The following is a 19,994-nucleotide window of genomic DNA, read 5'->3' as shown; positions in this document are numbered from 1 at the left end:
CGGCAGGGAACTCCTGCCGCGCTTCTAAAAAAAATGCCGATTACTTTCACCCGGCCTTTTTTATTTTTGAGAGATGGACCGTTTCACCGCTGTAGCAGCACTGGAAGAGCATTCTCATCTCCTCCGGAGTCGGCTTTCTGGGATTTGTACCGGTGCAGGGGTCTGCCATGGCGTTTTCCACCATTGCCTCCAGTTTTTCTTCCCATGCCTTCGGATCAATGCCGTATGCCTGGAAGCTGTCTTCTATTCCTACCCTTTCACGGAGTTTTTCGATCTCGATGACGAACTCTTCAACAGTTTTCTTGCCAAGGGCCTGGGCCAGCAGGGAGTACTTATCGGTTTCCTGGCTGTTGTAGCGAATGACGTTGGGCATCAGGATGGCATTGGCACGGCCGTGGGGAACTCCGAACATTCCACCTATCTGGTGAGATATGGAGTGAACAATTCCAAGAATGGCGTTGGAAAAGGCCATTCCCGCCAGGCAGGAGGCATCATGCATGGCCTGACGAGCCTCTATCTCTTCTCCATTCTCGCAGGCACGGGGAAGGTTCTTAAAAATCATCCGGACTGAATCGACAGCCAGGGCGTCGGTGTGAGGGCTTGCCAGAGCTGCGACAACGGCTTCAACATCGTGGGATAGGGCATCCATGCCGGTGTTTGCAGTGACGTTGGGAGGCATGCTCTTGGCCAGCTCACCGTCAACAATTGCGATGTCCGGGCAGATCTCATAGGAAACCAGCGGATGTTTAATTCCCTTGGCGGTGTCCGTGATAACCGCCACGCAGGTAGCCTCGGTTCCTGTTCCGCTGGTGGATGGGATCGCCACGAAGCGGGCCTTGTTCCGCAATGGCTTGATGGTGAAGGGGGCTGTTATCTCATCAAATGTTACTTCAGGATATTCATAGAATACCCACATGGCTTTGGCTGCATCAATGGCTGAACAACCACCCAGGCCGATGATGAGGTCAGGGTTTTCACGGTTGAAGAGATCAACGCCCTTCATGACGGTTGTAACAGAAGGGTCGCTCTCCACGCCTTCAAAGACCACCGAGGCTATGTCCGCTTCCTCTAAAAGGGCGATGGTTTTTTCCAAAAAACCGAACCGTTTCATTGAGCTGCCGCCGGTGACGATAACTGCCTTTTTCGCTCGAACTTCCTTCAGGTTCTCCAGGGAGCCGGGGCCGTGATAGGTGTGTCGTGGAACTATAAATGAGGACATGAATTACTCCTTGTTGTTGGGTGAACTTTCTGATCTTGTGGATGCACTGCTTTGTTGAGCTCGGCTGGAAATATAGGTGCATCTGCGGCAGAAGGGAATATCTGTTTCTCTCTAAATATTGCCTTTTTATGTCATTCGGGATACTCTGAGGTCGTTAATTGGTTCAATTCATATCTTTTGCTGTCGCCGAGAGGCCTGGTAAAGAATGGGGTGCAAGGAGGTCGTCCATGTTCGGGATGATAGGGCTGCTTGAGCAGTTTTGTCTGCAGGAACTGTTCACAGAGTCACGATTGAAAGGGGTTCGATTCTTCAAATCCTGTAACCATATTCCAAGAACCCCGCTTATCTATGATTCTGGAATTTTTATAGTCGCTCAGGGGCGAAAGATAGGTTACCTGGGGGACCGGACCTTCCAGTATGATGCCAATAATTACCTGGTCGCTTCTGTTCCCATCCCATTCCAATGTGAGACCTTTACCAGTGGGAGTGCGCCGTTTTTGGGGCTGTATATTGACATCGAAATGGTCATCCTCCATGAACTGATAGGACTGGTGGGACAGCACAGCGGGGGAGAAAGCGCTAAACCGAGTGAGATTCCCAAAGGGGTAGGCCCGGCTATGCTGGACGAGGAGATGTATGACGCTGTTTGCAGGTTGTTGAAGAGCCTTCAGTCTGAAACTGAAGCCAGGATACTGGCTCCGGGATGTGTCAAGGAGATACTCTATCGAGCCCTTTGCGGGACCCAGGCTCCGTCACTGTATGCGCTCGCCATGCACAATGGGAATTTTGCACGGGTTTCAAATACATTGAGATTGATTCACAGTGACTATTCCGCGAAGCTTGAGGTGGAGCAACTGGCCCGGCTGGCAAATATGAGTTTGTCCACCTTTCACAGAACCTTCAAGGAGGTGACCTCCGAATCACCTGGCCGCTATTTGAAAAAGGTACGCTTGACCAAGGCCCGAGATCTTATCCAGCACGAAAAGATGAAAGTATATATTGCGGCCGATAAGGTGGGCTATGAAAGCGTTTCCCAGTTCAGTCGTGAGTTTAAACGCTATTTCGGTCAGAGCCCGGCTCAAATGATGAGAGCCTTTCGTGGGGAATAGATCCCGGGATCTGGTGTGCGATCGGAATATGTCAATGGTTATGAGACAGCAGTATTCGTTCATGAGACGCCCGTTCCTTCTCTGGAACTGGGGGGCGGGGCGGCGGCAGGGTGTGGAGTCTGCACCCTGTGAGCGCTGCCCCTGGGGATATGATCTTGACTCAACAGTCAATTTTCTGTTGACCCGAGTGGAGTTGCTATGCTTCAATTTGGTAGGTTGTTTACTCATCTTTCCATGGAGAAATCTTATGCAAGAGGACAAGACCATCACCGTTAGCTGCCCCAAGTGCGGCAGCAAGATCACCGAGAAGCTCAGCCACTTCAAGACACCGGGCAAATCCTGCACCGCTTGCTGTCGTCCCTTCTCCTCGACCCGATTCAAGATGGCCATCGAAAAGGCTCAGGAGTAGCTGCCTCGGAGGCGCCTGCTGTGCAGCCGGGCTGAGGGCCGTTCGGGCGCCAGCCTCGAAGCAGGCCGGCTCGGATGAGGGTGGAGAGGCTCCCCGAACGACTCCTCCCTTGAGGCGTACCGGCAAAGGCCCTTTGTCGGCAGCCACAGGGGGGGTGGGCGAAGCTGGGTGCCAGGATCGTCACCAGGGGCGCAGCAGGACTGCGCTCCCTGGTGACGATCTTGGCCGACTAGATTTCGATCTTGGCACCCAGGAGGTGGATAAACTTGGCCAGCCAGCTAGGATGGGCCGGCCAGGCAGGGGCGGTCACCAGGTTGCCCTCCACATGGGCCGCATCCATCTCCACGGCCACGTAGCTGCCTCCGGCCAGGGCCACTTCCGGAGCACAGGCAGGGTAGGCCGAGCACTCACGTCCCTGGAGTACGCCTGCTGCGGAGAGCAGCTGGGCGCCATGGCAGATGGCGGCCATGGGCTTGCCCGCCTGGGCAAAGGCCCGGACCAGCTCCAGCACCTCCGGGTTGAGGCGCAGGTATTCCGGGGCGCGACCGCCGGGGACGATCAGTCCCAGGTAGTCTTTTGCCGAGACCGCTGAAAAGTCCGCATTCAGGGTAAAGTTGTGCCCCCGTTTCTCACTGTAGGTCTGGTCGCCCTCAAAGTCATGGATCGAGGTGCGGACGATTTCGCCACCCTTCTTCTCCGGACAGACGGCATCCACCTGGTAGCCCAGCATGGACAGGGCCTGAAAGGGGACCATCACCTCATAGTCTTCCACGTAATCGCCGACAAGCATCAACAGCTTCTTGCTCTTCATATACCTTCTCCTTGACTGATTAATACCCAACTCCTGGGTAGTTTATACTGACTGGCTCAGAGCGGGAACCATGGGAGGCGGCCACAGCTCCCAAGGCCAGGGCTTCACTTGCCGGCGCTTCGGGCAAGGCCGGCAATTCCGACGGATCAGCGGCGCTGCTCACCGGGACTATCGCCAGCAACAGCCCGGCTGCAGGCAAGCAGTTTTTTTCTGGAAAAACAAGCCGGCAGCTGCGCCCCTGCTCCAGGCTGAAGGCTACAGTCCATTGCCGGACCATCCTAATTGGTCTGGCTTGATGCCTTCTCTCAGCTGCCTTTATCGGTGCCATTATCGTTATCTTCCTCGACCACTGCGATAACGACGATTCCAGCCTTTTGCTCTGTCTCCACATAACGATAGGCAGCAGCGATCTTTTCCAGGGGATACTCTCTGTCTATGACGGCGCGGAACTCACCCGCCTGGATACGCTCCCTGAGAAAGGCGAGAAAGGACGGGTCCTGACGGGGGATGGGGAACACCACCCGGCCGGTGCCGGTGAGTGCCGACCAGGTCGCCAAGAGGAGATTTTGCCAGCAGGGGCCAAGATCTGTCGCAGCAAAGACGCCGTCTCTTTTCAGCAGAGGGCGACATTGCAGGTAGGAGCTCTTGCCGACCGCGTCGAGCACGAAATCAAAGCAATTCCCAAGCGCTGTAAAGTCTTCGGCCGTGTAGTCGATGACCCGGTCCGCCCCGAGCTCTCTGGCCAGGCTGAGATGGGGGGGCGAGACCACTGCGGTCACCTCGGCCCCATGGATTTTTGCAAGCTGGAGGGCCGAGGTGCCGATCGCTCCGGATGCCCCGTAAATCAGGATCCTGTGGCCGGGGCCAAGCCTGAACCTCTCCAGGTAGGTGTTGGCGTACCAGGCGCCCTCGCAGACGACCAGCTCTTGAAATCGTTTGCCGGGCGGCATGGGGCTGACCGCACCTTCTGCCGGCAGACAGAGGTACTCTGCGTGTGCACCGTATCCGTCCGGGGTCAAACCGAAAACGCGGTCTCCCTCGTGGAATTTTACCACCCCCCTGCCGAGCGCCTCCACCGTACCGGCGAAGTCGAGGCCGAGTATGGTTCGCCTTGGACGGAGCAGCCCTGTGGCCGCTCTCACGAAAAAGGGATGGGCCCGCAGGGCACAACTGTCGGTGCGGCTCACCGTTGTTGCATGGACCCTGATCAGGATTTCCCCGGCCTCTGGTTGCGGTGTAGGCAGTTCTCGGATATCGAGGCGGTCCGGCGAGCCATACGCTTCATTAACCACGGCTTTCATTGCAGCTGCTCCGCTGAGATTATTGCCTTATTGCCTTATGCTGATGACGATCTTTCCCCTGTGCTGCCCTCTTCCGAAGTAAGCCAATGCCTGGGGCACCTGGCTCAGGGGATAGATCCTATCGACCACAGGGAGAATCTTGCCGGATTCGATCAGCTCCCTCAGCTCTGCCAACCCCTGATTTGGCCCCTCTGCCACGAGACAAAGTTTCCGGTCATCGTGGGTCAGTCGCCCAAGGAGGCTTAACAACCACAGTTGGTAGACTCCTGTCATGGAACCGCCGACCATGGCATAGGTGCCTCCAGGTTTTAAGGCACGCCTATTGGCGAACATGGAACGAACATTCCGGCAATCGATGATCAGGTCGTACGTTTTCCCGGTTTGGCTGAAATCTTCCCGGGTGTAATCAACTATATGGTCTGCGCCAACAGAGCGAAGGAGCCTGAGTTTAGCTGCGGCATCCACGGCCGTTACTTCTGCTCCACAGAGCCTGGCAAGCTGCAGGGCAAAGGTACCCACGCCGCCTCCGGCCCCATTGATCAAGACCTGCTCTCCCGGCTGTATCTGTCCGGCCTTGCGAAGTCCCTGCAGGGCCAAGACCCCTGCCTGGGGTACGGCTGCTGCCTGCTCAAAGCTCAGGTTCACCGGCTTTGCTTCAAGGGCCGTTTCGTGGGCGCAGGCATATTGGGCAAAGCCGCCCCAGTTATCCCAGAGGTCCCCGAAGACCTCGTCCCCAGGCCGGAAACGCGACACCTTTCTGCCCACCGATTCGACTCTCCCTGCAATGTCAGCGCCCAGTACCTGTTTTCTCGTTTTTGGTCTGAAGAGGCCGTAAAGGAGTCGATTGAGGAGTGGTCTGCCGCTCATAAACTCCCAGTCCCAGGAGTTGACCGATGAGGCGTACACTTTTACGAGTACGTCATGGTCATCTGCTAAAGGCTTGGGAACCTCTGTCAGCTGCAGGGCGTCCGGAGTTCCGTATCTGCTAAAGACGATCGCTTGCATCATTCCCCTCTACGGACAGGATTGCTGATTGCATCCGGATGTCGCAGCTCCTGATGGTAAAGCTGTGCTGATGGAAGGTTTGAGCGTGTGGGAGCTCTGTTGTTCACTCATACCATAAAGAGGGTCCCTGCCTGCGCGGGAATGACAGCCCAAAAATGGATGACTGGGAGGGGGGAGCCCCCGGAGTTCATGCCTTGGGAGATCCGGATAGACCCCTTTTTTTTCCAGGCCTTGCTCTTGAGGCCACCTTGAAAAAATCCTTTTTCTTCCAATCTCGGCCTTGCGTTCAAAATGTTATCCTCGGAATATCAAATAAATGACTATGGTACAATTTATCACGTGCCTTGACCTTGATCGAAAAATCTAATTTTTCAAGGTACCCTTGAACAAGATCGTTCACTATTCAGGCTGGTCTAGAGTAATTTTTTGACCAGGGACCTGGCCTTTGCCTCCTGCTTTGCCGAGAGCTGCTGATCCGGCTCTTTGCCAACCAGGCCTGTAAAAAGGGTACCGACCGGGGTGGCGCCGATCATCTGAGCGGTGGTCTTGAGTTGCTTGCGGGTCCCGTAGAGCCAGCGGCCAAAAAAACCGGGAGCTGCGCACGAGGAGACAAGCAGGGCCTTCTTCTTGGCCGCATTGGCCTTGCGCAGCTTGGGCGCATTCATCTCCCATGGCCAATAGCCATAGACCATCAGTCGTTCCAGAAAGCGCTTGAAGAGCGCCGTGACCGTGCCGAAGTTGGTGGGTGAGGCCAGGATAAAGCCATCACTCTGTTCTATGGTCTTGATCAGCTCCCCCATGGCATCATTCCGGATGCACCTGCCCGGCAGTTCGCCGGGCTGTTGGCAGCACTCCCGGCAGTTACAGCAGAACTCGATGGGGTAGTTGCGCAGCAGGATCGTTTGGATCTCTGCCCCGGCGCTCTCAAGTTCCTCTGTCATCGTCGTGATAATCTGGTCGGTAATACCCCTGTCCCGGTATGAGCCATTGATCACCAGTATCCTGGTCACGGTTTCTCCTCCCTAAAAAAACTGATATGCCGGGTTTCTCTTTCCCCCAGAGCAGCTCGTTTAAGTGATTATGGGCCACCTTGAAAAATTGCTTTTTCTCCCAATCTCGGCGTTGCACTCAAAGTTTTATCCTCGGAATATCAGATATATGCCTGCGGTAAAATTTATCGCGCGCCTTGACCTTGATCGAAAAATCTAATTTTTCAAGGTACCTTATGATCTATTTAATCACAATGAACGGCTTTTGAACATGGGGAGAATGGCTGGTGGATGGGGCTGGCCGGATCTCCCTTGACAGGAGCAGCCAGCAGGAGTACCCACTTGGGAAGATCAGGGCTTTGAGCTCTTTTTTGCGGACCATGATTCAGGTCCGTGGTCAGGACAGTGGGCCCAGATTCTGGAGGTTCTTGCCTGCCAGGTGCAAGCGTTCCATAAACCGGAGCACAGCCCGGCATCCGAATCAGGAGTTGGAAGATCACCGCAGCTGAGATGGAAAAGCAATGCCAAGATTATATCTCGAAGAGTATCACCAGGCCTTAACAGGCAAACATATCACCATCGCCTGTCGGGAAGGTATCTTACGGGATAACCTGCCCCACATCCTGGCGGATGTGAAGTTTTTGGTCCGTCACGGTATCCGGACGACGATCTATCACAACATGGCCAACCGTTTTGCCAACCAGAAGCATTTTCGTCTGCTTGCCGAGCGTCTCCCTGAAACGGAAATTCGGCGTGTACCGGCGGAGCAGGATTTTTATAGCTATGTGCTTGACCGGGAGCAGTCGGTCTTCAAACTTATTTTTTTGGAACGAAAATATCTCTGTGATCGCAAGGGGCATCGGATCAACACCCTCACCACCAGAGATACCATCGAGAAAACCACCGAAATCTTTGCCAATGTCAACATTACCGGGGTCTTGAACCAGATCTGCAGTCGCATCATCGCCGGGGCCTATGATCGAGTCCATATTCTGCCGGCAGGGAAAAACACCATCAAGCATGAGCTGTTCACGGTTGAAGGCACCGGAACCCTGATCGCCAATAACTTTGAAGAGCAGTTTCTCCCCGCTCTCAGCGATCAGGAGGTAGAGATGGTGGCCGGCATCCTTGAGCTCTATAGTAAAAAGGGATTTCTTAAACCGCGAAACAGGAAATATCTCTATGCACATCGGGGGCAGTTCCACCTTACCATGATCGACGGGATCGGGGTTGGCTGTGTGGAGATGATCAGGATTGATTCCCGTACCGTTGAACTCGGAGCCCTGGCCATCTCCACCCGATTCCGGAATCAGCGGATAGGCGTCTTTACGGTTCGCGCCTTTGAAGCCGAGGCAAGGCGGCTGGGCTTTAAGCGTATCATCTCGCTCACCAACAACCCCCGTCTGCATGCCCTCTATCTCCAACTCAACTACCAACAGGGCAGTCTGCCGGAGTATGCTGCACGACAGGCAGCATCAGCCGATGTGGCTATGTTTTCTAAAACCATCAGCTGAGGAGCTGATACCTGGGAGGTTTTTGCCAGCAGGGCGGGGCACATGCTTCCGGGCAAATTGCTTCCAGGAAAATGGTCGCTTCCAGGCCGGAACGATTGCAGCGATGCAGGAACTGTCCGCCAGGAATGGTATGGCGGATAGCGGGACCAGGAGCCCCCTGCCATTTTTTATGAAGAGTAGAGACCTCAGAGTGGTCGAATGCCTTGACCGCTGGCAGGTTCCTGACCATTGTTACCTCAAGGTCAGGGCTGATGACGGGGCTCGCTCCATCATCCGTCACCATGTGGCTGCCGGTCATCGGCAAGGGGCCATGTTTGAGCGAAGCCGCTGAGGCGGACAACCTGCAGGGAGTATTGGATATGACACTGAAACTGAGCTCCAGCGCATTTTTCCATCTTTCCCCAATTCCTGTAGTGCATACCTGTGACGGCCGTGATCTGTCACCGCCTTTGAGCTGGACCGGGGTGCCGCCGGGGACGAAAAGTCTGGCTCTTATTGTCTCTGATCCCGATGCCCCGGATCCGGCTGCACCCAAAATGACCTGGGTCCACTGGGTGGTCTATAATCTGCCCGGCGATGCCACCGGCCTGCCCCAGGACGTTGGTGCAGCCCTCCCTGCCGGTACCAGGGAGGGCTTGAATGACTGGCACCGTACCGGTTACGGCGGCCCGTGTCCGCCCATTGGCCGGCATCGCTATTTCTTCAGACTCTACGCCCTGGGTGTGGTCTTGCCCGATCTGGGCAGGCCGACCAAGACGGCATTGGAAAAGGCCATGCGTGGCCATGTCCTTGCGGAAACGGAACTGATGGGCACCTATCAGTGCTGAGAGGGCTGCACACCGCTCACCAGCTGCTGCAGCATCTGGAGATTGCGCGCGCTAGAGCCTTTTTCATCGTTATCAAGGCAACCTGAAATGGCCGGCCTCTGCCTCCCTTATCCAGTCTGCTCCAATACCTTCCGGATACAAAACACCTTTTTTTGATTGTACACCAGCCTGAGCTACAGATACGGATATCGTCTTCGGGCGTGTCATTCCTTTGAGGTGTTCTTCTTTGACTCAAACTCGCTGAGGGGGGCATTCCAGTCCGAGGGCTTGGTATCGGTAATTTCCGTACCAAGATCATCCGGATTGTCGATATCGAACGGACCTGACCAGTTTTCCGGGGCTTCACATGGCTCTATCTCCAATTGATACCAGGTCGCAAAGTCTAACTCTTCCACATCGCCGTCAAAGTGTTGTATCTCGACGGTCCGGGTGTCTTCATCCACCACGACCACGAAAAAACGTTGCCCCTTATCCAGATGGCAATACCAGTTTCCGGCAATCGGATATGTTGCTGTAGACATGTTGCTTCTCCTTTTTAAGATCTGACCTGACTTGAAGTCGGGCAGGGGGAAACTTTCCAGCTGTTGTCGTCTATAAGCTCTCAGATTCGTCTGCTCCTTTTTGTACACTCAAAGAAAAAGGGTCTATCCTGCTTGATGTAGGATACTATAGTTTTCATCCCTATAGTTTGTACATTTGAAATCAGGGACGAAAATCCAGCGGAGTAGTTCGCCTCACGCTGAGGTTGCCCTAATCTGTAAGCTGTTGATGTCTGGGCTGGTAAATCAAGAAGTTTTCTGCCGGCAGGGGGACGAACATTCTCGCGGGCCGTCGCTCGTTTTTTCCTGCAACGATTGCAGCGATGGAGGAATCTCCTTAAGGGGGGAGGGTAAAGGAAAACAACCTCGGAAAAATAACAGACAACTGCTCCCCGGCATGCCGAGACTGCTTCTCCCTGTCTCTTCGTTAATCCGAGAGTTGTTCCCTCAGCATATGAAATTCTTCCTCTACCTCTTCAAAGGCCGCGACAAGAACTGGATCAAAATGGGAACCGGAACAACCGACGATCACCTCCCTGGCCTTTTCCCTGTTGAAGGCCTCCTTATAGATCCGTTTTGTGGTCAAGGCATCATACACGTCTGCCAGGGCCATGATTCGTGCGGCAACGGGTATATCCTTTCCTGCAAGGCCTAAGGGGTAACCAGTGCCGTCCCAGCGCTCATGGTGATACATGGTGATCTCATATGCCAGGCGAAGTCTCCTTGAGGACGATTTTCTCAGGATGCTGCTGATCAGATCTCCGCCAATCTTGCAGTGTGCCTGCATCAGGTTGAATTCAGCAGTTGTCAATCTTCCAGGTTTGTTCAGGATTCCATCTGCAACCCCAACCTTGCCGATATCATGCAGCGGGCTCATCCTGGAAATATCACGGGCAATACTCTCGGTTATTCCTACTCCCCGATTTCCTTTAATAAGCTGAAGACTGAGCAGCAGGGTGAACTCCTTGACGCGCTCCAGGTGCTTTCCCGTTTCCGGGCTTCTGCAGTCTGCAAGCTTGGCCATGGAAAAGATAAGATCATCCTGGCTCTCCAGCCGCAGTAATCGTTTGCCGTTTTTGAGCCGCAGGTTCAGCTCCCTGTGAAAGATCGGCTTGTGCAGGTAGTCGTTTGCACCGTACTCAAAGGATTGTATCAGCGAATCACGATCCGAAGAGACGGTGATCACGATTATGTAGATCTGGGTCAGCTGGGTTTGTCGTATCTCGCGGATGAGTTCAAAACCATCCATCTCCGGCATGATCAGATCGGTAATAACCAGGTGTAAGTCGAAATTTTCTTCTATGATCCGCAGGGCTTCGATACCGTTGGTCGCTTCAAAGACGGCAAACCCTCCCTTTTCCAGGTGCCTCTTGATCAGGTGACGCTGGCTGGGATCATTTTCGACCACCAGGACCTTGTCCTTTTGGTTGAGGAGTTGGAGTCTCTGGTGTAGCTCGCCTTGATCCTGATTTTGACGGTAGCCAAGATCTGTGAAGAATCCTAGGTCGGTTTTGAGGACGTGGTTGGCCAGCCAGACTTTGAGCTCTTCCAGGAGTTGACCGGCTCGTGCCGAATCGCTTTCGTCCCCGGTAAAACGTATTTTTTGTAATTTCTCTGTGAATGTTTGATGCGATCTGTGGTGTGTCTGATACTGCGGATGAATTGCGAGCATCTTTTCTTCTGTTCGGAAGTGTAATTCTGTATGCGCTACTACCCCGCTGAGTATTTTTTCAAACTCTTCCCGGCTGTTGTTGTGCTCAAGGGCAATGATCAGCTTGTTGACAAGGGAAAACAGTTGCTTGTGCTGTTGGTCGAGTAAGTCTATGCCAACGGAAAATGAGTCATGCCATTTAATCAGTTTCATCCAGTCTCTCCGGTGTAAGTCGGTACTAGTCCTACCGGGTAGTATGGCATGTTTCCAAGCCGGTGAGAAGGTAAAATCTCTCAATAGGTTGTTGCCCAGTCGAGGTAACAACCTATTGATCGAGGGGCAAGCGCGGTCAGGATAGATGAGAGGAAGCGATTTTTATGCAATTGCGCCAGTTGAGTGGCTAGGTGGAGAAGAGGGCAGGGGACAACTGTTTCATTCGGTGCTGGTGTCCTGAGCAGTATCCGACTCTTGCCGGCGACCAACTTGTCCTCTTGATCGGTCGGCTACTTGAGCAGGGTGGTGATTTGCGATCAAGAGGGAACCGGTCACTCTTGTTCTGTTCAACAACAATAAGTCGGTTCCCTCTGAGCTGGCCGCGGGGCTGCGACCCCTTATCCGGCGACGTTCCTAGGGTTTGGTCGCTGCTCCCCCCTGCTCCACAGAGATCTTCTTGGAAAAACGTTTTTTCAGTCTTGTCAGGAAGCGGGATATGATCAGTAGGATCTCCTCATCATGGAGATGATGGCATTTTCGGGCGATCTTATCCACCTGCTCAAGGCTTAGGGTCTTGGACTCCAGATCTGCAAAGTGACTGTGGGGGTTTTGGTTGATGTGATTCATGACACCTCCTTTCTATCGATTATCGATAATGTGAGTTACGGTTATTTTTTACTCTTCCCTGGGTATTCGTATCCCCTGCCGTACTGTTCGCCTTAGCGTTTGTCCTGCCAGTGTCTGCCGAGTTCGCGGTAGTGATTTGCCAGATGGCGGGCAGCATCCTGGCGCTGCTGTTGCTCAAGTGCGGCCACTATGGGTGGATGCAGGGCGTAGAGCTCACCCAGGGGCATGGCCGCCTCTATATGGGTGGAGAAAATTTGTAACTGGATCTTGAGGGACTCCCACATCTCCAGCATCCGCCGATTATGGGAGGATTCGATGATCAGCCGGTGAAACATGTTGTCGGCCTGGGTAAACGAGTTGAGATCATGGCTCGCCAAGGCCTGGTGCATCCTGTAGAGTTGCTCCTTCAGTTGGCCGCTAAGTCGGCTTATTTCCGGTTCCGCCACAATCAGGCAATGGCCTTCAAGGGCTTCGCGGATCTGGTATGCCTCTTCTATCTCTTTCTTGCTGAATGTTTTTACCAGGGCTCCCACGTGAGCCTTGTGCTCCACATAGCCGAGGGCCTGGAGGCTGCGAATTGCCTCCCGCACAGGGGCCTGGCTGGTACCAAACTCTGCGGCGATCTGGAGTTCCTTGAGTCGGTCACCAGGTGAGAGGGTCCCCTCAACGATCCTGTCGATGAGAATGGATTGTATCTGTTCCGTGAGGCTCTCACGTCTGACCCGCTTATGCTGCATCGTACCCCCTTGGTTGATTATCAATTATCGATAATATGCAGGGCGACTCCTGTCAAGACAAAACAGGGAGCCGGAAGCCACCGTTTCGGTGTGACCGTGGCCAGAGATGGTTGCCTGTCCAAGCCATCCGGTCCATTGCAGAGCTGCCGGTTTGGACGGCTTGCTGGTTGGTGGGCTGATCCCGGTTAAGCCCTGGCAGGGAATCTCGATTGCTGTCCAGGTGATGGTTAGCTTGAAGAGTTGCCTGTTCTTCCTGGCTCGGCACTCTGACTACATTCTTGGAGGTACACTTTTGGGTATACTCTTATCCGCGGAATATCCGTGTCATCCCTCCAGCACAGCTCTATACATGGTCTGCTCTCGCTTGAACAGGCTCATCATTCAAGCTCCCCAATATACGCTACGGACGTATTGCCCGGACGTAGCCGCTTGTTTTCAGTGCGTTGACATAACGGAACTCAGGGTCACAGAGGATGTAGCTTTCCCAATGGCCAAGACTCGCCTTTCCAGCTCTTGAAACAGACCAGAATTCACCGCTTTGCTTGAGCTCACAGCCCTGGTTCTTTTTCCAGAAAGAGAGGCGGAACAGCTGTAACAGTTCTTCGTTGGCAGGTAGGCGCCAATCATCGTAACCGCCCAGTTGTAATTGGGCTGCATACTGTTCAGCCTCCTGCAGGGAAGAGAATGGGCCCCCTCTCTCCAGCTGCCACATCTTTCCTGAGGTGAGTTCCTGACAGAAGCCTTTCCCCTCTCCACCAAGCAAGATGTTTTTTTGGGGGGCACAGCCAAAGGCTGCCAGGCTGAGAACTGCAAGAACCATGGCGGTAATGAGTTGATCTTTCATGGCAGTCTCTCCTTTTCCTCTGTTGGATATGAAAGGATCATTTTGCCTTGCCTGAACGGCCTGTGCTCCGGGGGAAGAGATTTGGGCCCCTCCATATTGGAGTAGCAGCCATCTTGAATAACGAGCCGCTTGGACCAAGGTGCTCAAACTGAAGCTGCTCAAGGTGAAGCTGCAAGAGGGGTGGGGGGCATCTGTCCAATATTCCACGGATACTGTATCGTAGCATACGCTCGGGCCATAGATCAAGAGTCAAAGGTGGAGCCGATCTATTGGTCGGGCGTCCCCTGAGGCTTAGCTTGACAGTCACTCTCTGTGACTGCTAAAGTTTAGCATGACCATGAAATATGGAGCAATAACCCTGCTGCTTACTCTTTTGACCGTCCTCAGCGGCTGTGCCAGGATGGTCGCGGGCAGCTTCATCCGACCGACCCTGGCCAACCTGCAGCGCCAGACCGACATCGAGCTGGTCTGCGAAGGAACCCCCTCCTTCCTGCTGATGATGGACAGTATGCTTGCCTCGTCCCCCAGGGATAAACAACTGCTGCTCACCGCCACCCAGGCCTTCAGCGGCTATGCCGCCGCCCTGGATGAATGCAACCGGCCGGAGCGTGCCGTCACGGTAAGCAACAAGGCCAGGCTCTACGGCATGTCCCTGCTCTGGAACGGTGCTGATCCCCAGGAGGTGTCGACCCTGCCCCTGGCCGATCTGGAGCAGACCCTGGCCGAGTTGGACAGGAGTAGGGTCGACCACCTCTTTTGGGCCGGCAACGGTTGGTCGACATGGATTCGCCACCAGCAGGGATCACCGGCATCCCTGGCCCAGCTGGTACGGGTGGAACAGATCATGTTGCGGGTGCTTGAGCTGGACGAGTCCTACTACCACGGAGGCGCACACCTCTTTCTCGGCAGCTACTATGGTTCCAAACCGAAACTTCTTGGCGGAAAACCGATGACCAGCCGCGCTCATTTTGAACGGGCCCTTGCCCTGGGCAAGAGGCAGTTTCTGCCGGCCCTTGTCCTCTATGCCCGGAGCTATGCCCGAATGGCCTTTGACCGTGAGCTCTTTGTCAAGCTGCTGGAGGAGGTGCTTGACTTTCCTCTGGAGAGCCGGCCAGACCTCGGCCTTGCCAATCAGCTGGCCAGGCGGCAGGCAGCCAGGCTGCTGGAACAGACCGATCAATTTTTCTAAGAGGCCCCATGGATCTTTACAGGCGCAACCCACTCCTGCTGACCCTCTTCTTCGCCTTGCTGCTCAGCTGCAACCAGGTTCAGGCCAAACCCAGGTACCTGTTCAAGGTTGCCTCCATCGCCCCTGAGGGCAGCATCTGGATCAAGCGCTTTCACGATTTCGCCGCAGAGGTCGGCCGGAGGAGTGATAATGCGATAGGCTTCAAGGTGTATCCCGGCGGTATCATGGGAGATGATCGCGCGGTGTACCGTAAGATGCGGATAGGCCAGCTCCAGGGCGGCGGCTTTACCATGACAGGCATCGGCAGTGTGGTACCCGATTTCCGGGTCATGGGGATCCCCTTTCTCTTTCACTCCTATCAAGAGGTCGATCACGTGAGAAAGGGGTTGTGGCCCTTCTTCAGCAGCGCCTTCGCTGCCCAGGGGCTGGAGCTCATTGCCATGACCGAGGTGGGATTTGTCTACTCCATGTCCACCTCGCCGCTCTCCACGCTCAAGCAGTTACGAAAGAGCAAAATCTGGGCTCCGGAGAATGATCCCGTCAGCATCGCCTACCTTGAAACCCTGGGCATAACGCCGCTGCCCCTGGCCATCCCCGATGTGCTGACCTCGCTCCAGACCGGTATGCTGGAAACGGTCTTCAACTCCCTCTATGGTGCCATTGTGATGCAATGGTTCACCAAGACGAACTATATCTCCGACATTCCCTTTGGTTACGCCTATGGCGCCCTGCTCCTGGATCGGAAAAGATTCGCCAGCCTGCCCCAGGCCGACCAGGCGATGATCAAGGAGACGGCCAACAAACATTTCAGTCTGCTGGTCAGTGATACCAGAGAGAGTAACCGCGACTCCAGGCAGGTACTCAGGGATAACGGGGTCTCCATGGTCGCCCCTGAAGCGGGAGAGGTGGAAGAACTGACCAGGATGCGCGATAGAACGGTGGAGCGGCTGCAGGACACCGCCTTTAGCCTGCAGGTCTACCAGACCACCATGCAGCTGCTCCGTGAGTATCGGCAACAGGCCCGGACCGAACAAGCCGAACCGGGTAAGGAGTAATCCACCAGATGAGCCAGCCCGCGGACCGCAGACAGATTATCACGCAGCTTGCAGTCTTTGCAGGGCGGCTGATAGACGGCCTGCTCTGCCTGCTGCTGCTGGCGATGATCATCCTTGCCTGCCTGCAGATCGGCCTGCGCACCTTCTTTTCCGGCGGTCTGCTCTGGGTCGACCCGTTGCTGCGCTACCTGGTCCTCTGGTCCGGTATGCTGGGTGCCGTGGTGGCAACCAGGGAGGGAAAACACATCTGTATCGACGTGGTCGGCTACCTGGCGCCGGAACCGCTTAAGCCCTGGATAGGGGTGGTTATCGATCTCTTCTCCACCCTTGTTGCCGCCGTCCTTGCCTGGGCGGCGCTCCACTTCGTCGGCAACGAACGCCTCTTTGCCGGCCCCGCCCTGCTGGGAATCCCCTCCTGGTGCTGGAACCTTGTCTTCCCCCTGGCCTTTGGCCTGATCACCCTCTACTTTTTCCAGGCCGCCATGGCCGGGATCAAGACCATAGCCTCCTCCCTGGTCCGGGATAGTGCAACAGGAACGGGTGGATGAACAGTCTCAAGCTGCTCACCCTTCTCCTGGCCCTGCTGGGTTCTCCCTTATTCATCGTCATCGCAGCCGTGGCCCTGCTCTCCTTTGCAGGTGTGGGGATCGATCTCTCGGTGGTGATCATTGAGATGTCCCGCCTGGCTGATACCCCGCTGCTGCTGGCCCTGCCCCTGTTCATCTTTGCCGGAACCGTGCTCTCGGAGAGCGGCACGCCCAAACGGCTCCTTCACCTCTCCCGGCTTCTTTTGGGGTGGCTCCCCGGCGGTCTGGCCGTTGTCTCTCTGCTGGTCTGTGCGGTGTTCACCGCCTTTACCGGTGCCTCCGGGGTGACCATCTTTGCCCTGGGCGGCCTGCTCTTCCCTGCGCTGATCAAGGACCGTTACCCGGAGAACTTTGCCCTTGGCCTGATTACCTCCTCCGGCAGCCTCGGCCTCCTCTTTCCACCCAGCCTGCCGCTGATCCTCTACGGCGTCATTGCCGAGGTCCGAATCGATCAGCTCTTTCTGGCCGGTATCCTTCCCGGGGCCTTGATGCTCAGCCTGCTGGTGGCCTACTCCATGTACAGGAGCCCTCCCAAAAGGGATCCAGGCGAACGGGTCAGCAGCCGGACCATCTTTGCCGGTCTGAAAGAGGCTGGCTGGGAACTGCCCCTGCCCTTTATTGTCCTTGGCGGCATTTACGGCGGTTTCCTGGTGGCCTCGGAGGCGGCTGCCGTTACCGCCCTCTATGTCCTGGTGGTCGAGGTCTTTCTCTATCGGGACATCAGCCTGGGGCAGCTGCCCCGGCTGATGGTCAAGTCGATGATGCTCTTTGGCGGGATCCTGGTGATCCTGGCCGCATCCATGGCGGCAACCAACTTCCTGGTGGATCAGGAGGTGCCCATGCGCCTGTTTGAGTTCATCCGCCACTATATCTCCAGCAAGTACACCTTTCTCCTCCTGCTGAATATCTTCCTGCTGATTGTCGGCTCCATGCTGGATATCTTTTCCGCCCTGATCCTGGTGGTGCCGCTGATCGTTCCCATTGCCAGGGGCTACGAGGTTGACCTGATCCACCTTGGAATCATCTTTCTGACCAACCTGCAGATCGGCTACTGCACACCGCCGGTGGGCCTTAACCTCTTTCTGGCCAGCTACCGCTTTGAACGACCGGTGATCCAGCTCTATGGTGCCAGCCTGCCCTTCCTTGCCCTGTTGATGTGTACCCTGGTCATCATCACCTACCTGCCCCTGCTGAGCCTGTTTTTAGTACGCCTTTTCGGCTGATGCGAGCTGCCGCTATTGCAGCTCGGTTTTGAAAAGAGGTTGCTGAAGATAAGGCAGAACCTGCCCCTTGAGTGCTGGTTCTGCTCGGCTGGAGGTCTGGAGCCGAAGGATGGGGAAGGGGCGTGTTGATCAGGAATAGGGGGCAGGAGGCCTCAGGGGCAGGCCACGCAGGCAAAGCCGTTCTTGCCGTCTCTTTTTACCCCATACATGGCCATGTCGGCCTGACGGATGAGGTTGTCGGCCACCAGGCCGTCTCTGGGGTAGAGGCTGACCCCGATGCTGACGCTGATGCCCTGATAGTCCTGTTTTTGGCCGAAGGCGTCATCGATCAGGCCGCAGATCTTCCGAGCTACCAGCATGGCATCCTCTTCAGAGCTCAGGTTATGCAGGGCGATCACGAACTCATCGCCTCCCCAGCGGCAGAGCAGGTCCGAGTCGCGCAGGCAACGGCGGAGCAGGTTGGCCAGTTTCTGGAGCAGGAGGTCGCCCTGTTCATGGCCGTGACGATCATTGATTTTTTTGAAGTTGTCCAGATCAAGGAAGAGAAAACCCACCATCTTGCCCTCGCGCAGGGCCTGACGCAGGCACTGGTCGATCAGGTCATGGAAGAGGCGTCGGTTGGGCAGGCTGGTCAGCTGGTCGTGGTAGGCCAGGTGCTGGAGCTGCTCCTTGACCCGGTTGAGGTCGGTGATGTCATGGAGCGAGATCACGGCCCCGAATTTTTCACCCTTACGGTCAAACATGGCCTGGCCACTGACGCGCAGGGTGCGCGGGGTACCGTGTTTCGCGCTCTTGATGATAATCTCCTGGTTTTTGACCTGCTCTTCATGGAAGGCCTTGACCAGGGGGATCTCCCCGGTGGCAAGCAGGGTCGCCCCATCGGACTGGTAGAGTTTATAGTGGGTTGCCCACTCTGCCATGGGGACCTGGCTGATATCCTGGCCATGGATCTCTTTGCTGGTGCGGTTGAACAGGGTCAGTTGTCCCTGGGCGTCACAGGCGACAATGCCGTCCTGGATGTGTTCCAGTACCGCCTCCTGAAATTTCTGCTGGACCTGGACCGCCCGTTCGGCCTGCCGCAGCGAGGTGATATCAAAGAAGTACCAGACCCTGGCCAGGTAGTTGTTGCCGTTGTAGAGGGGGTAGGAGTGGCGGAAAAAGGTGCGGCCATCCACAAGCTCAATCTCGTCGGTGGAGCTCTCGTGGGGGGCCTTGTAGAGGGCATGGACCTTTTCCAGAAACTGTTCCGGCTTCCTGACCTGTTCCAGGATCGTCTGCAGGCACTCCCCATCATCCCGACTCGCAGAGACCTGCTCGGGTATGGACCACATCTGGAGGAACTCGTCGTTAAAGGAGAGCATCTCCATCTCCTCACTGACCAGTAAGATTCCGGCAGGGTTATGGGCGTACTGGGCTTCCAGGATGAGACGCTTGCTACAGGGGACGGTACAGGCCTTGGTGGTCGCATCCTGGCGTTCCAGCAGCAGGAGCAGGGCGTTGTCCGGAAGGCGTGAGGCCTTGATGGTAAGGTCGATTTCCTGGCGCCTGGCAGTGTAGGCTCTGCTCAGGCGCACCAGGAGCCGGAGGGGGCGGCCATTGACTTCGCTGAGGGCGGTGGTGACGGCCTGCCGCTGCCAGCGGGTGATGGTCTTCAGGAAGGAGGTGTCCTTGAGGTCCGAGGGGGCAGCGGCCATCAGCTCGTCGGCCTGGGCGTTACTGTTTCTGATAAGGAGTTGAGGGTCGAGGATCAGCGCCGGACAGGGGAGGTGCTCAAACAGGGGGATCAGGGTCAGCCCCTGGTGGTGTGCTGCGTCTCGGCAGCTGCTGTTGCTGGTGGTTTCGAGTACGGGCATATCCGGCTACCTGATTGTGGAAAAGAGATGGTCTACGCTCGGGTCTCATATCCTCTCATCCTAGCACGGATGATGATAAATGGTGAGTAATTTTTTGATGTAAAATCAAAGAGAAGGGCTTGCGGGGTGAGGTCTGGAAAAAGCCTTTGTTTGCAGTGCTTTCAGAGGGGTGGTTTTCCTGGTCAGGGGGGCGTACTTTTTTTAGAGTCATGGATGGCGGGGTGCCGCAGCTCTTGCGGCAGGGTTACGGCTCTTTATGAGGGCGGGGAGAAGACCACGGTTGAGTTGGGCA

Annotated in this window: 20 protein-coding genes; 9 read left to right on the top strand and 11 right to left on the bottom strand. The window is 55.6% G+C overall.

The window, feature by feature from the left end; all coding sequences use genetic code 11:
* Positions 1-46: 46 nt before the first annotated feature.
* Complete coding sequence (locus tag G494_RS0117660) at positions 47-1,219, bottom strand: iron-containing alcohol dehydrogenase (RefSeq protein WP_028585578.1); 1,173 nt, start codon at positions 1,217-1,219, stop codon at positions 47-49.
* Positions 1,220-1,446: 227 nt separating this feature from the next.
* Here G494_RS0117660 and G494_RS0117655 point away from each other — a divergent pair, with 227 nt between their 5' ends.
* Together G494_RS0117655 and G494_RS27035 are read left to right on the top strand one after the other, a co-directional pair.
* The gene (locus G494_RS0117655) at positions 1,447-2,328 is read left to right on the top strand and encodes an AraC family transcriptional regulator (protein ID WP_028585577.1); all 882 of its coding nucleotides are present in this window, start codon (positions 1,447-1,449) and stop codon (positions 2,326-2,328) included.
* 247 nt (positions 2,329-2,575) lie between these two features.
* The gene (locus G494_RS27035; protein ID WP_153305936.1) at positions 2,576-2,737 is read left to right on the top strand and encodes a hypothetical protein; all 162 of its coding nucleotides are present in this window, start codon (positions 2,576-2,578) and stop codon (positions 2,735-2,737) included.
* A gap of 229 nt (positions 2,738-2,966) precedes the next feature.
* Here G494_RS27035 and G494_RS0117645 read toward each other — a convergent pair whose 3' ends face one another.
* The 4 genes from G494_RS0117645 to G494_RS0117625 form a co-directional block, all read right to left on the bottom strand.
* On the bottom strand, positions 2,967-3,548 hold the full coding sequence (locus G494_RS0117645) for a DJ-1/PfpI family protein (protein WP_028585576.1): 582 nt from the start codon (positions 3,546-3,548) through the stop codon (positions 2,967-2,969).
* 305 nt (positions 3,549-3,853) lie between these two features.
* The gene (locus G494_RS0117640) at positions 3,854-4,849 is read right to left on the bottom strand and encodes an NAD(P)-dependent alcohol dehydrogenase (protein WP_028585575.1); all 996 of its coding nucleotides are present in this window, start codon (positions 4,847-4,849) and stop codon (positions 3,854-3,856) included.
* 27 nt (positions 4,850-4,876) lie between these two features.
* Positions 4,877-5,857 carry an NAD(P)-dependent alcohol dehydrogenase gene (locus tag G494_RS0117635; RefSeq protein WP_208597707.1) on the bottom strand — a complete coding sequence of 327 codons (981 nt, stop codon included), beginning with the start codon at positions 5,855-5,857 and terminating at the stop codon, positions 4,877-4,879.
* 410 nt (positions 5,858-6,267) lie between these two features.
* Positions 6,268-6,864 (bottom strand): flavodoxin family protein, encoded by a 597-nt coding sequence (locus G494_RS0117625; protein WP_028585573.1) that lies wholly within the window; start codon positions 6,862-6,864, stop codon positions 6,268-6,270.
* Positions 6,865-7,364: 500 nt separating this feature from the next.
* Between G494_RS0117625 and G494_RS0117620 the strand changes: the two genes are divergently transcribed.
* The 3 genes from G494_RS0117620 (at position 7,365) to G494_RS0117610 (ending at position 9,184) form a co-directional block, all read left to right on the top strand.
* Positions 7,365-8,357 (top strand): GNAT family N-acetyltransferase, encoded by a 993-nt coding sequence (locus G494_RS0117620; RefSeq protein ID WP_028585572.1) that lies wholly within the window; start codon positions 7,365-7,367, stop codon positions 8,355-8,357.
* A 169-nt stretch (positions 8,358-8,526) separates the two neighbouring features.
* Positions 8,527-8,688 carry a hypothetical protein gene (locus tag G494_RS24300; RefSeq protein ID WP_153305935.1) on the top strand — a complete coding sequence of 54 codons (162 nt, stop codon included), beginning with the start codon at positions 8,527-8,529 and terminating at the stop codon, positions 8,686-8,688.
* 28 nt (positions 8,689-8,716) lie between these two features.
* The gene (locus G494_RS0117610; RefSeq protein ID WP_028585571.1) at positions 8,717-9,184 is read left to right on the top strand and encodes a YbhB/YbcL family Raf kinase inhibitor-like protein; all 468 of its coding nucleotides are present in this window, start codon (positions 8,717-8,719) and stop codon (positions 9,182-9,184) included.
* 203 nt (positions 9,185-9,387) lie between these two features.
* Here the strand turns inward: G494_RS0117610 and G494_RS24295 are convergent, their stop codons facing one another.
* The 5 genes from G494_RS24295 to G494_RS0117585 all read right to left on the bottom strand — a co-directional run bounded on the left by G494_RS24295 (position 9,388) and on the right by G494_RS0117585 (position 13,795).
* Positions 9,388-9,705, bottom strand: a complete 318-nt coding sequence (locus tag G494_RS24295) for a DUF6763 family protein (protein WP_051305830.1) — start codon at positions 9,703-9,705, stop codon at positions 9,388-9,390.
* Between the two features lie 445 nt (positions 9,706-10,150).
* The gene (locus G494_RS0117600) at positions 10,151-11,587 is read right to left on the bottom strand and encodes a bacteriohemerythrin (RefSeq protein WP_051305829.1); all 1,437 of its coding nucleotides are present in this window, start codon (positions 11,585-11,587) and stop codon (positions 10,151-10,153) included.
* Between the two features lie 414 nt (positions 11,588-12,001).
* Positions 12,002-12,214 carry a hypothetical protein gene (locus G494_RS0117595; protein ID WP_028585569.1) on the bottom strand — a complete coding sequence of 71 codons (213 nt, stop codon included), beginning with the start codon at positions 12,212-12,214 and terminating at the stop codon, positions 12,002-12,004.
* Positions 12,215-12,306: 92 nt separating this feature from the next.
* Positions 12,307-12,951 carry a GntR family transcriptional regulator gene (locus tag G494_RS0117590; protein ID WP_028585568.1) on the bottom strand — a complete coding sequence of 215 codons (645 nt, stop codon included), beginning with the start codon at positions 12,949-12,951 and terminating at the stop codon, positions 12,307-12,309.
* A gap of 400 nt (positions 12,952-13,351) precedes the next feature.
* Entirely contained in the window at positions 13,352-13,795 is a 444-nt protein-coding gene (locus G494_RS0117585; RefSeq protein WP_028585567.1) for an Lcl domain-containing protein, read from the bottom strand.
* Positions 13,796-14,132: 337 nt separating this feature from the next.
* Here G494_RS0117585 and G494_RS0117580 point away from each other — a divergent pair, with 337 nt between their 5' ends.
* Genes G494_RS0117580 through G494_RS0117565 form a run of 4 tightly spaced genes read left to right on the top strand, consistent with a single transcriptional unit; the run spans position 14,133 to position 17,849 of the window.
* Complete coding sequence (locus G494_RS0117580) at positions 14,133-14,984, top strand: TRAP transporter TatT component family protein (protein WP_208597706.1); 852 nt, start codon at positions 14,133-14,135, stop codon at positions 14,982-14,984.
* A gap of 8 nt (positions 14,985-14,992) precedes the next feature.
* Positions 14,993-16,039 (top strand): TRAP transporter substrate-binding protein, encoded by a 1,047-nt coding sequence (locus tag G494_RS24290; RefSeq protein WP_051305828.1) that lies wholly within the window; start codon positions 14,993-14,995, stop codon positions 16,037-16,039.
* An 8-nt stretch (positions 16,040-16,047) separates the two neighbouring features.
* Positions 16,048-16,587, top strand: coding sequence for a TRAP transporter small permease (locus G494_RS24285; protein WP_051305827.1), 540 nt, complete (start codon positions 16,048-16,050; stop codon positions 16,585-16,587).
* The gene (locus G494_RS0117565; RefSeq protein ID WP_028585565.1) at positions 16,584-17,849 is read left to right on the top strand and encodes a TRAP transporter large permease; all 1,266 of its coding nucleotides are present in this window, start codon (positions 16,584-16,586) and stop codon (positions 17,847-17,849) included. The genes G494_RS24285 and G494_RS0117565 overlap by 4 nt, the downstream gene beginning before the upstream one ends.
* Positions 17,850-18,001: 152 nt before the next feature.
* Here the strand turns inward: G494_RS0117565 and G494_RS0117560 are convergent, their stop codons facing one another.
* On the bottom strand, positions 18,002-19,702 hold the full coding sequence (locus G494_RS0117560) for a GGDEF domain-containing protein (RefSeq protein WP_028585564.1): 1,701 nt from the start codon (positions 19,700-19,702) through the stop codon (positions 18,002-18,004).
* Positions 19,703-19,994: the final 292 nt, after the last annotated feature.

The sequence above is a fragment of the Desulfogranum mediterraneum DSM 13871 genome (assembly GCF_000429965.1).
GTDB classification, from domain to species: domain Bacteria; phylum Desulfobacterota; class Desulfobulbia; order Desulfobulbales; family Desulfobulbaceae; genus Desulfogranum; species Desulfogranum mediterraneum.
Note: the sequence above shows the minus strand (reverse complement) of the source record. Positions and strands in the feature narration are given on the sequence as shown.

What these genes read in the sequence shown, in the direction of transcription:
- G494_RS0117660 (WP_028585578.1), bottom strand. Translation starts at nt 1,219, where the DNA reads ATGTCCTCATTTATAGTTCCACGACACACCTATCACGGCCCCGGCTCC.
- G494_RS0117655 (WP_028585577.1), top strand. Translation starts at nt 1,447, where the DNA reads ATGTTCGGGATGATAGGGCTGCTTGAGCAGTTTTGTCTGCAGGAACTG.
- G494_RS27035 (WP_153305936.1), top strand. Translation starts at nt 2,576, where the DNA reads ATGCAAGAGGACAAGACCATCACCGTTAGCTGCCCCAAGTGCGGCAGC.
- G494_RS0117645 (WP_028585576.1), bottom strand. Translation starts at nt 3,548, where the DNA reads ATGAAGAGCAAGAAGCTGTTGATGCTTGTCGGCGATTACGTGGAAGAC.
- G494_RS0117640 (WP_028585575.1), bottom strand. Translation starts at nt 4,849, where the DNA reads ATGAAAGCCGTGGTTAATGAAGCGTATGGCTCGCCGGACCGCCTCGAT.
- G494_RS0117635 (WP_208597707.1), bottom strand. Translation starts at nt 5,857, where the DNA reads ATGATGCAAGCGATCGTCTTTAGCAGATACGGAACTCCGGACGCCCTG.
- G494_RS0117620 (WP_028585572.1), top strand. Translation starts at nt 7,365, where the DNA reads ATGCCAAGATTATATCTCGAAGAGTATCACCAGGCCTTAACAGGCAAA.
- G494_RS24300 (WP_153305935.1), top strand. Translation starts at nt 8,527, where the DNA reads ATGAAGAGTAGAGACCTCAGAGTGGTCGAATGCCTTGACCGCTGGCAG.
- G494_RS0117610 (WP_028585571.1), top strand. Translation starts at nt 8,717, where the DNA reads ATGACACTGAAACTGAGCTCCAGCGCATTTTTCCATCTTTCCCCAATT.
- G494_RS24295 (WP_051305830.1), bottom strand. Translation starts at nt 9,705, where the DNA reads ATGTCTACAGCAACATATCCGATTGCCGGAAACTGGTATTGCCATCTG.
- G494_RS0117600 (WP_051305829.1), bottom strand. Translation starts at nt 11,587, where the DNA reads ATGAAACTGATTAAATGGCATGACTCATTTTCCGTTGGCATAGACTTA.
- G494_RS0117595 (WP_028585569.1), bottom strand. Translation starts at nt 12,214, where the DNA reads ATGAATCACATCAACCAAAACCCCCACAGTCACTTTGCAGATCTGGAG.
- G494_RS0117590 (WP_028585568.1), bottom strand. Translation starts at nt 12,951, where the DNA reads ATGCAGCATAAGCGGGTCAGACGTGAGAGCCTCACGGAACAGATACAA.
- G494_RS0117585 (WP_028585567.1), bottom strand. Translation starts at nt 13,795, where the DNA reads ATGAAAGATCAACTCATTACCGCCATGGTTCTTGCAGTTCTCAGCCTG.
- G494_RS0117580 (WP_208597706.1), top strand. Translation starts at nt 14,133, where the DNA reads ATGAAATATGGAGCAATAACCCTGCTGCTTACTCTTTTGACCGTCCTC.
- G494_RS24290 (WP_051305828.1), top strand. Translation starts at nt 14,993, where the DNA reads ATGGATCTTTACAGGCGCAACCCACTCCTGCTGACCCTCTTCTTCGCC.
- G494_RS24285 (WP_051305827.1), top strand. Translation starts at nt 16,048, where the DNA reads ATGAGCCAGCCCGCGGACCGCAGACAGATTATCACGCAGCTTGCAGTC.
- G494_RS0117565 (WP_028585565.1), top strand. Translation starts at nt 16,584, where the DNA reads ATGAACAGTCTCAAGCTGCTCACCCTTCTCCTGGCCCTGCTGGGTTCT.
- G494_RS0117560 (WP_028585564.1), bottom strand. Translation starts at nt 19,702, where the DNA reads ATGCCCGTACTCGAAACCACCAGCAACAGCAGCTGCCGAGACGCAGCA.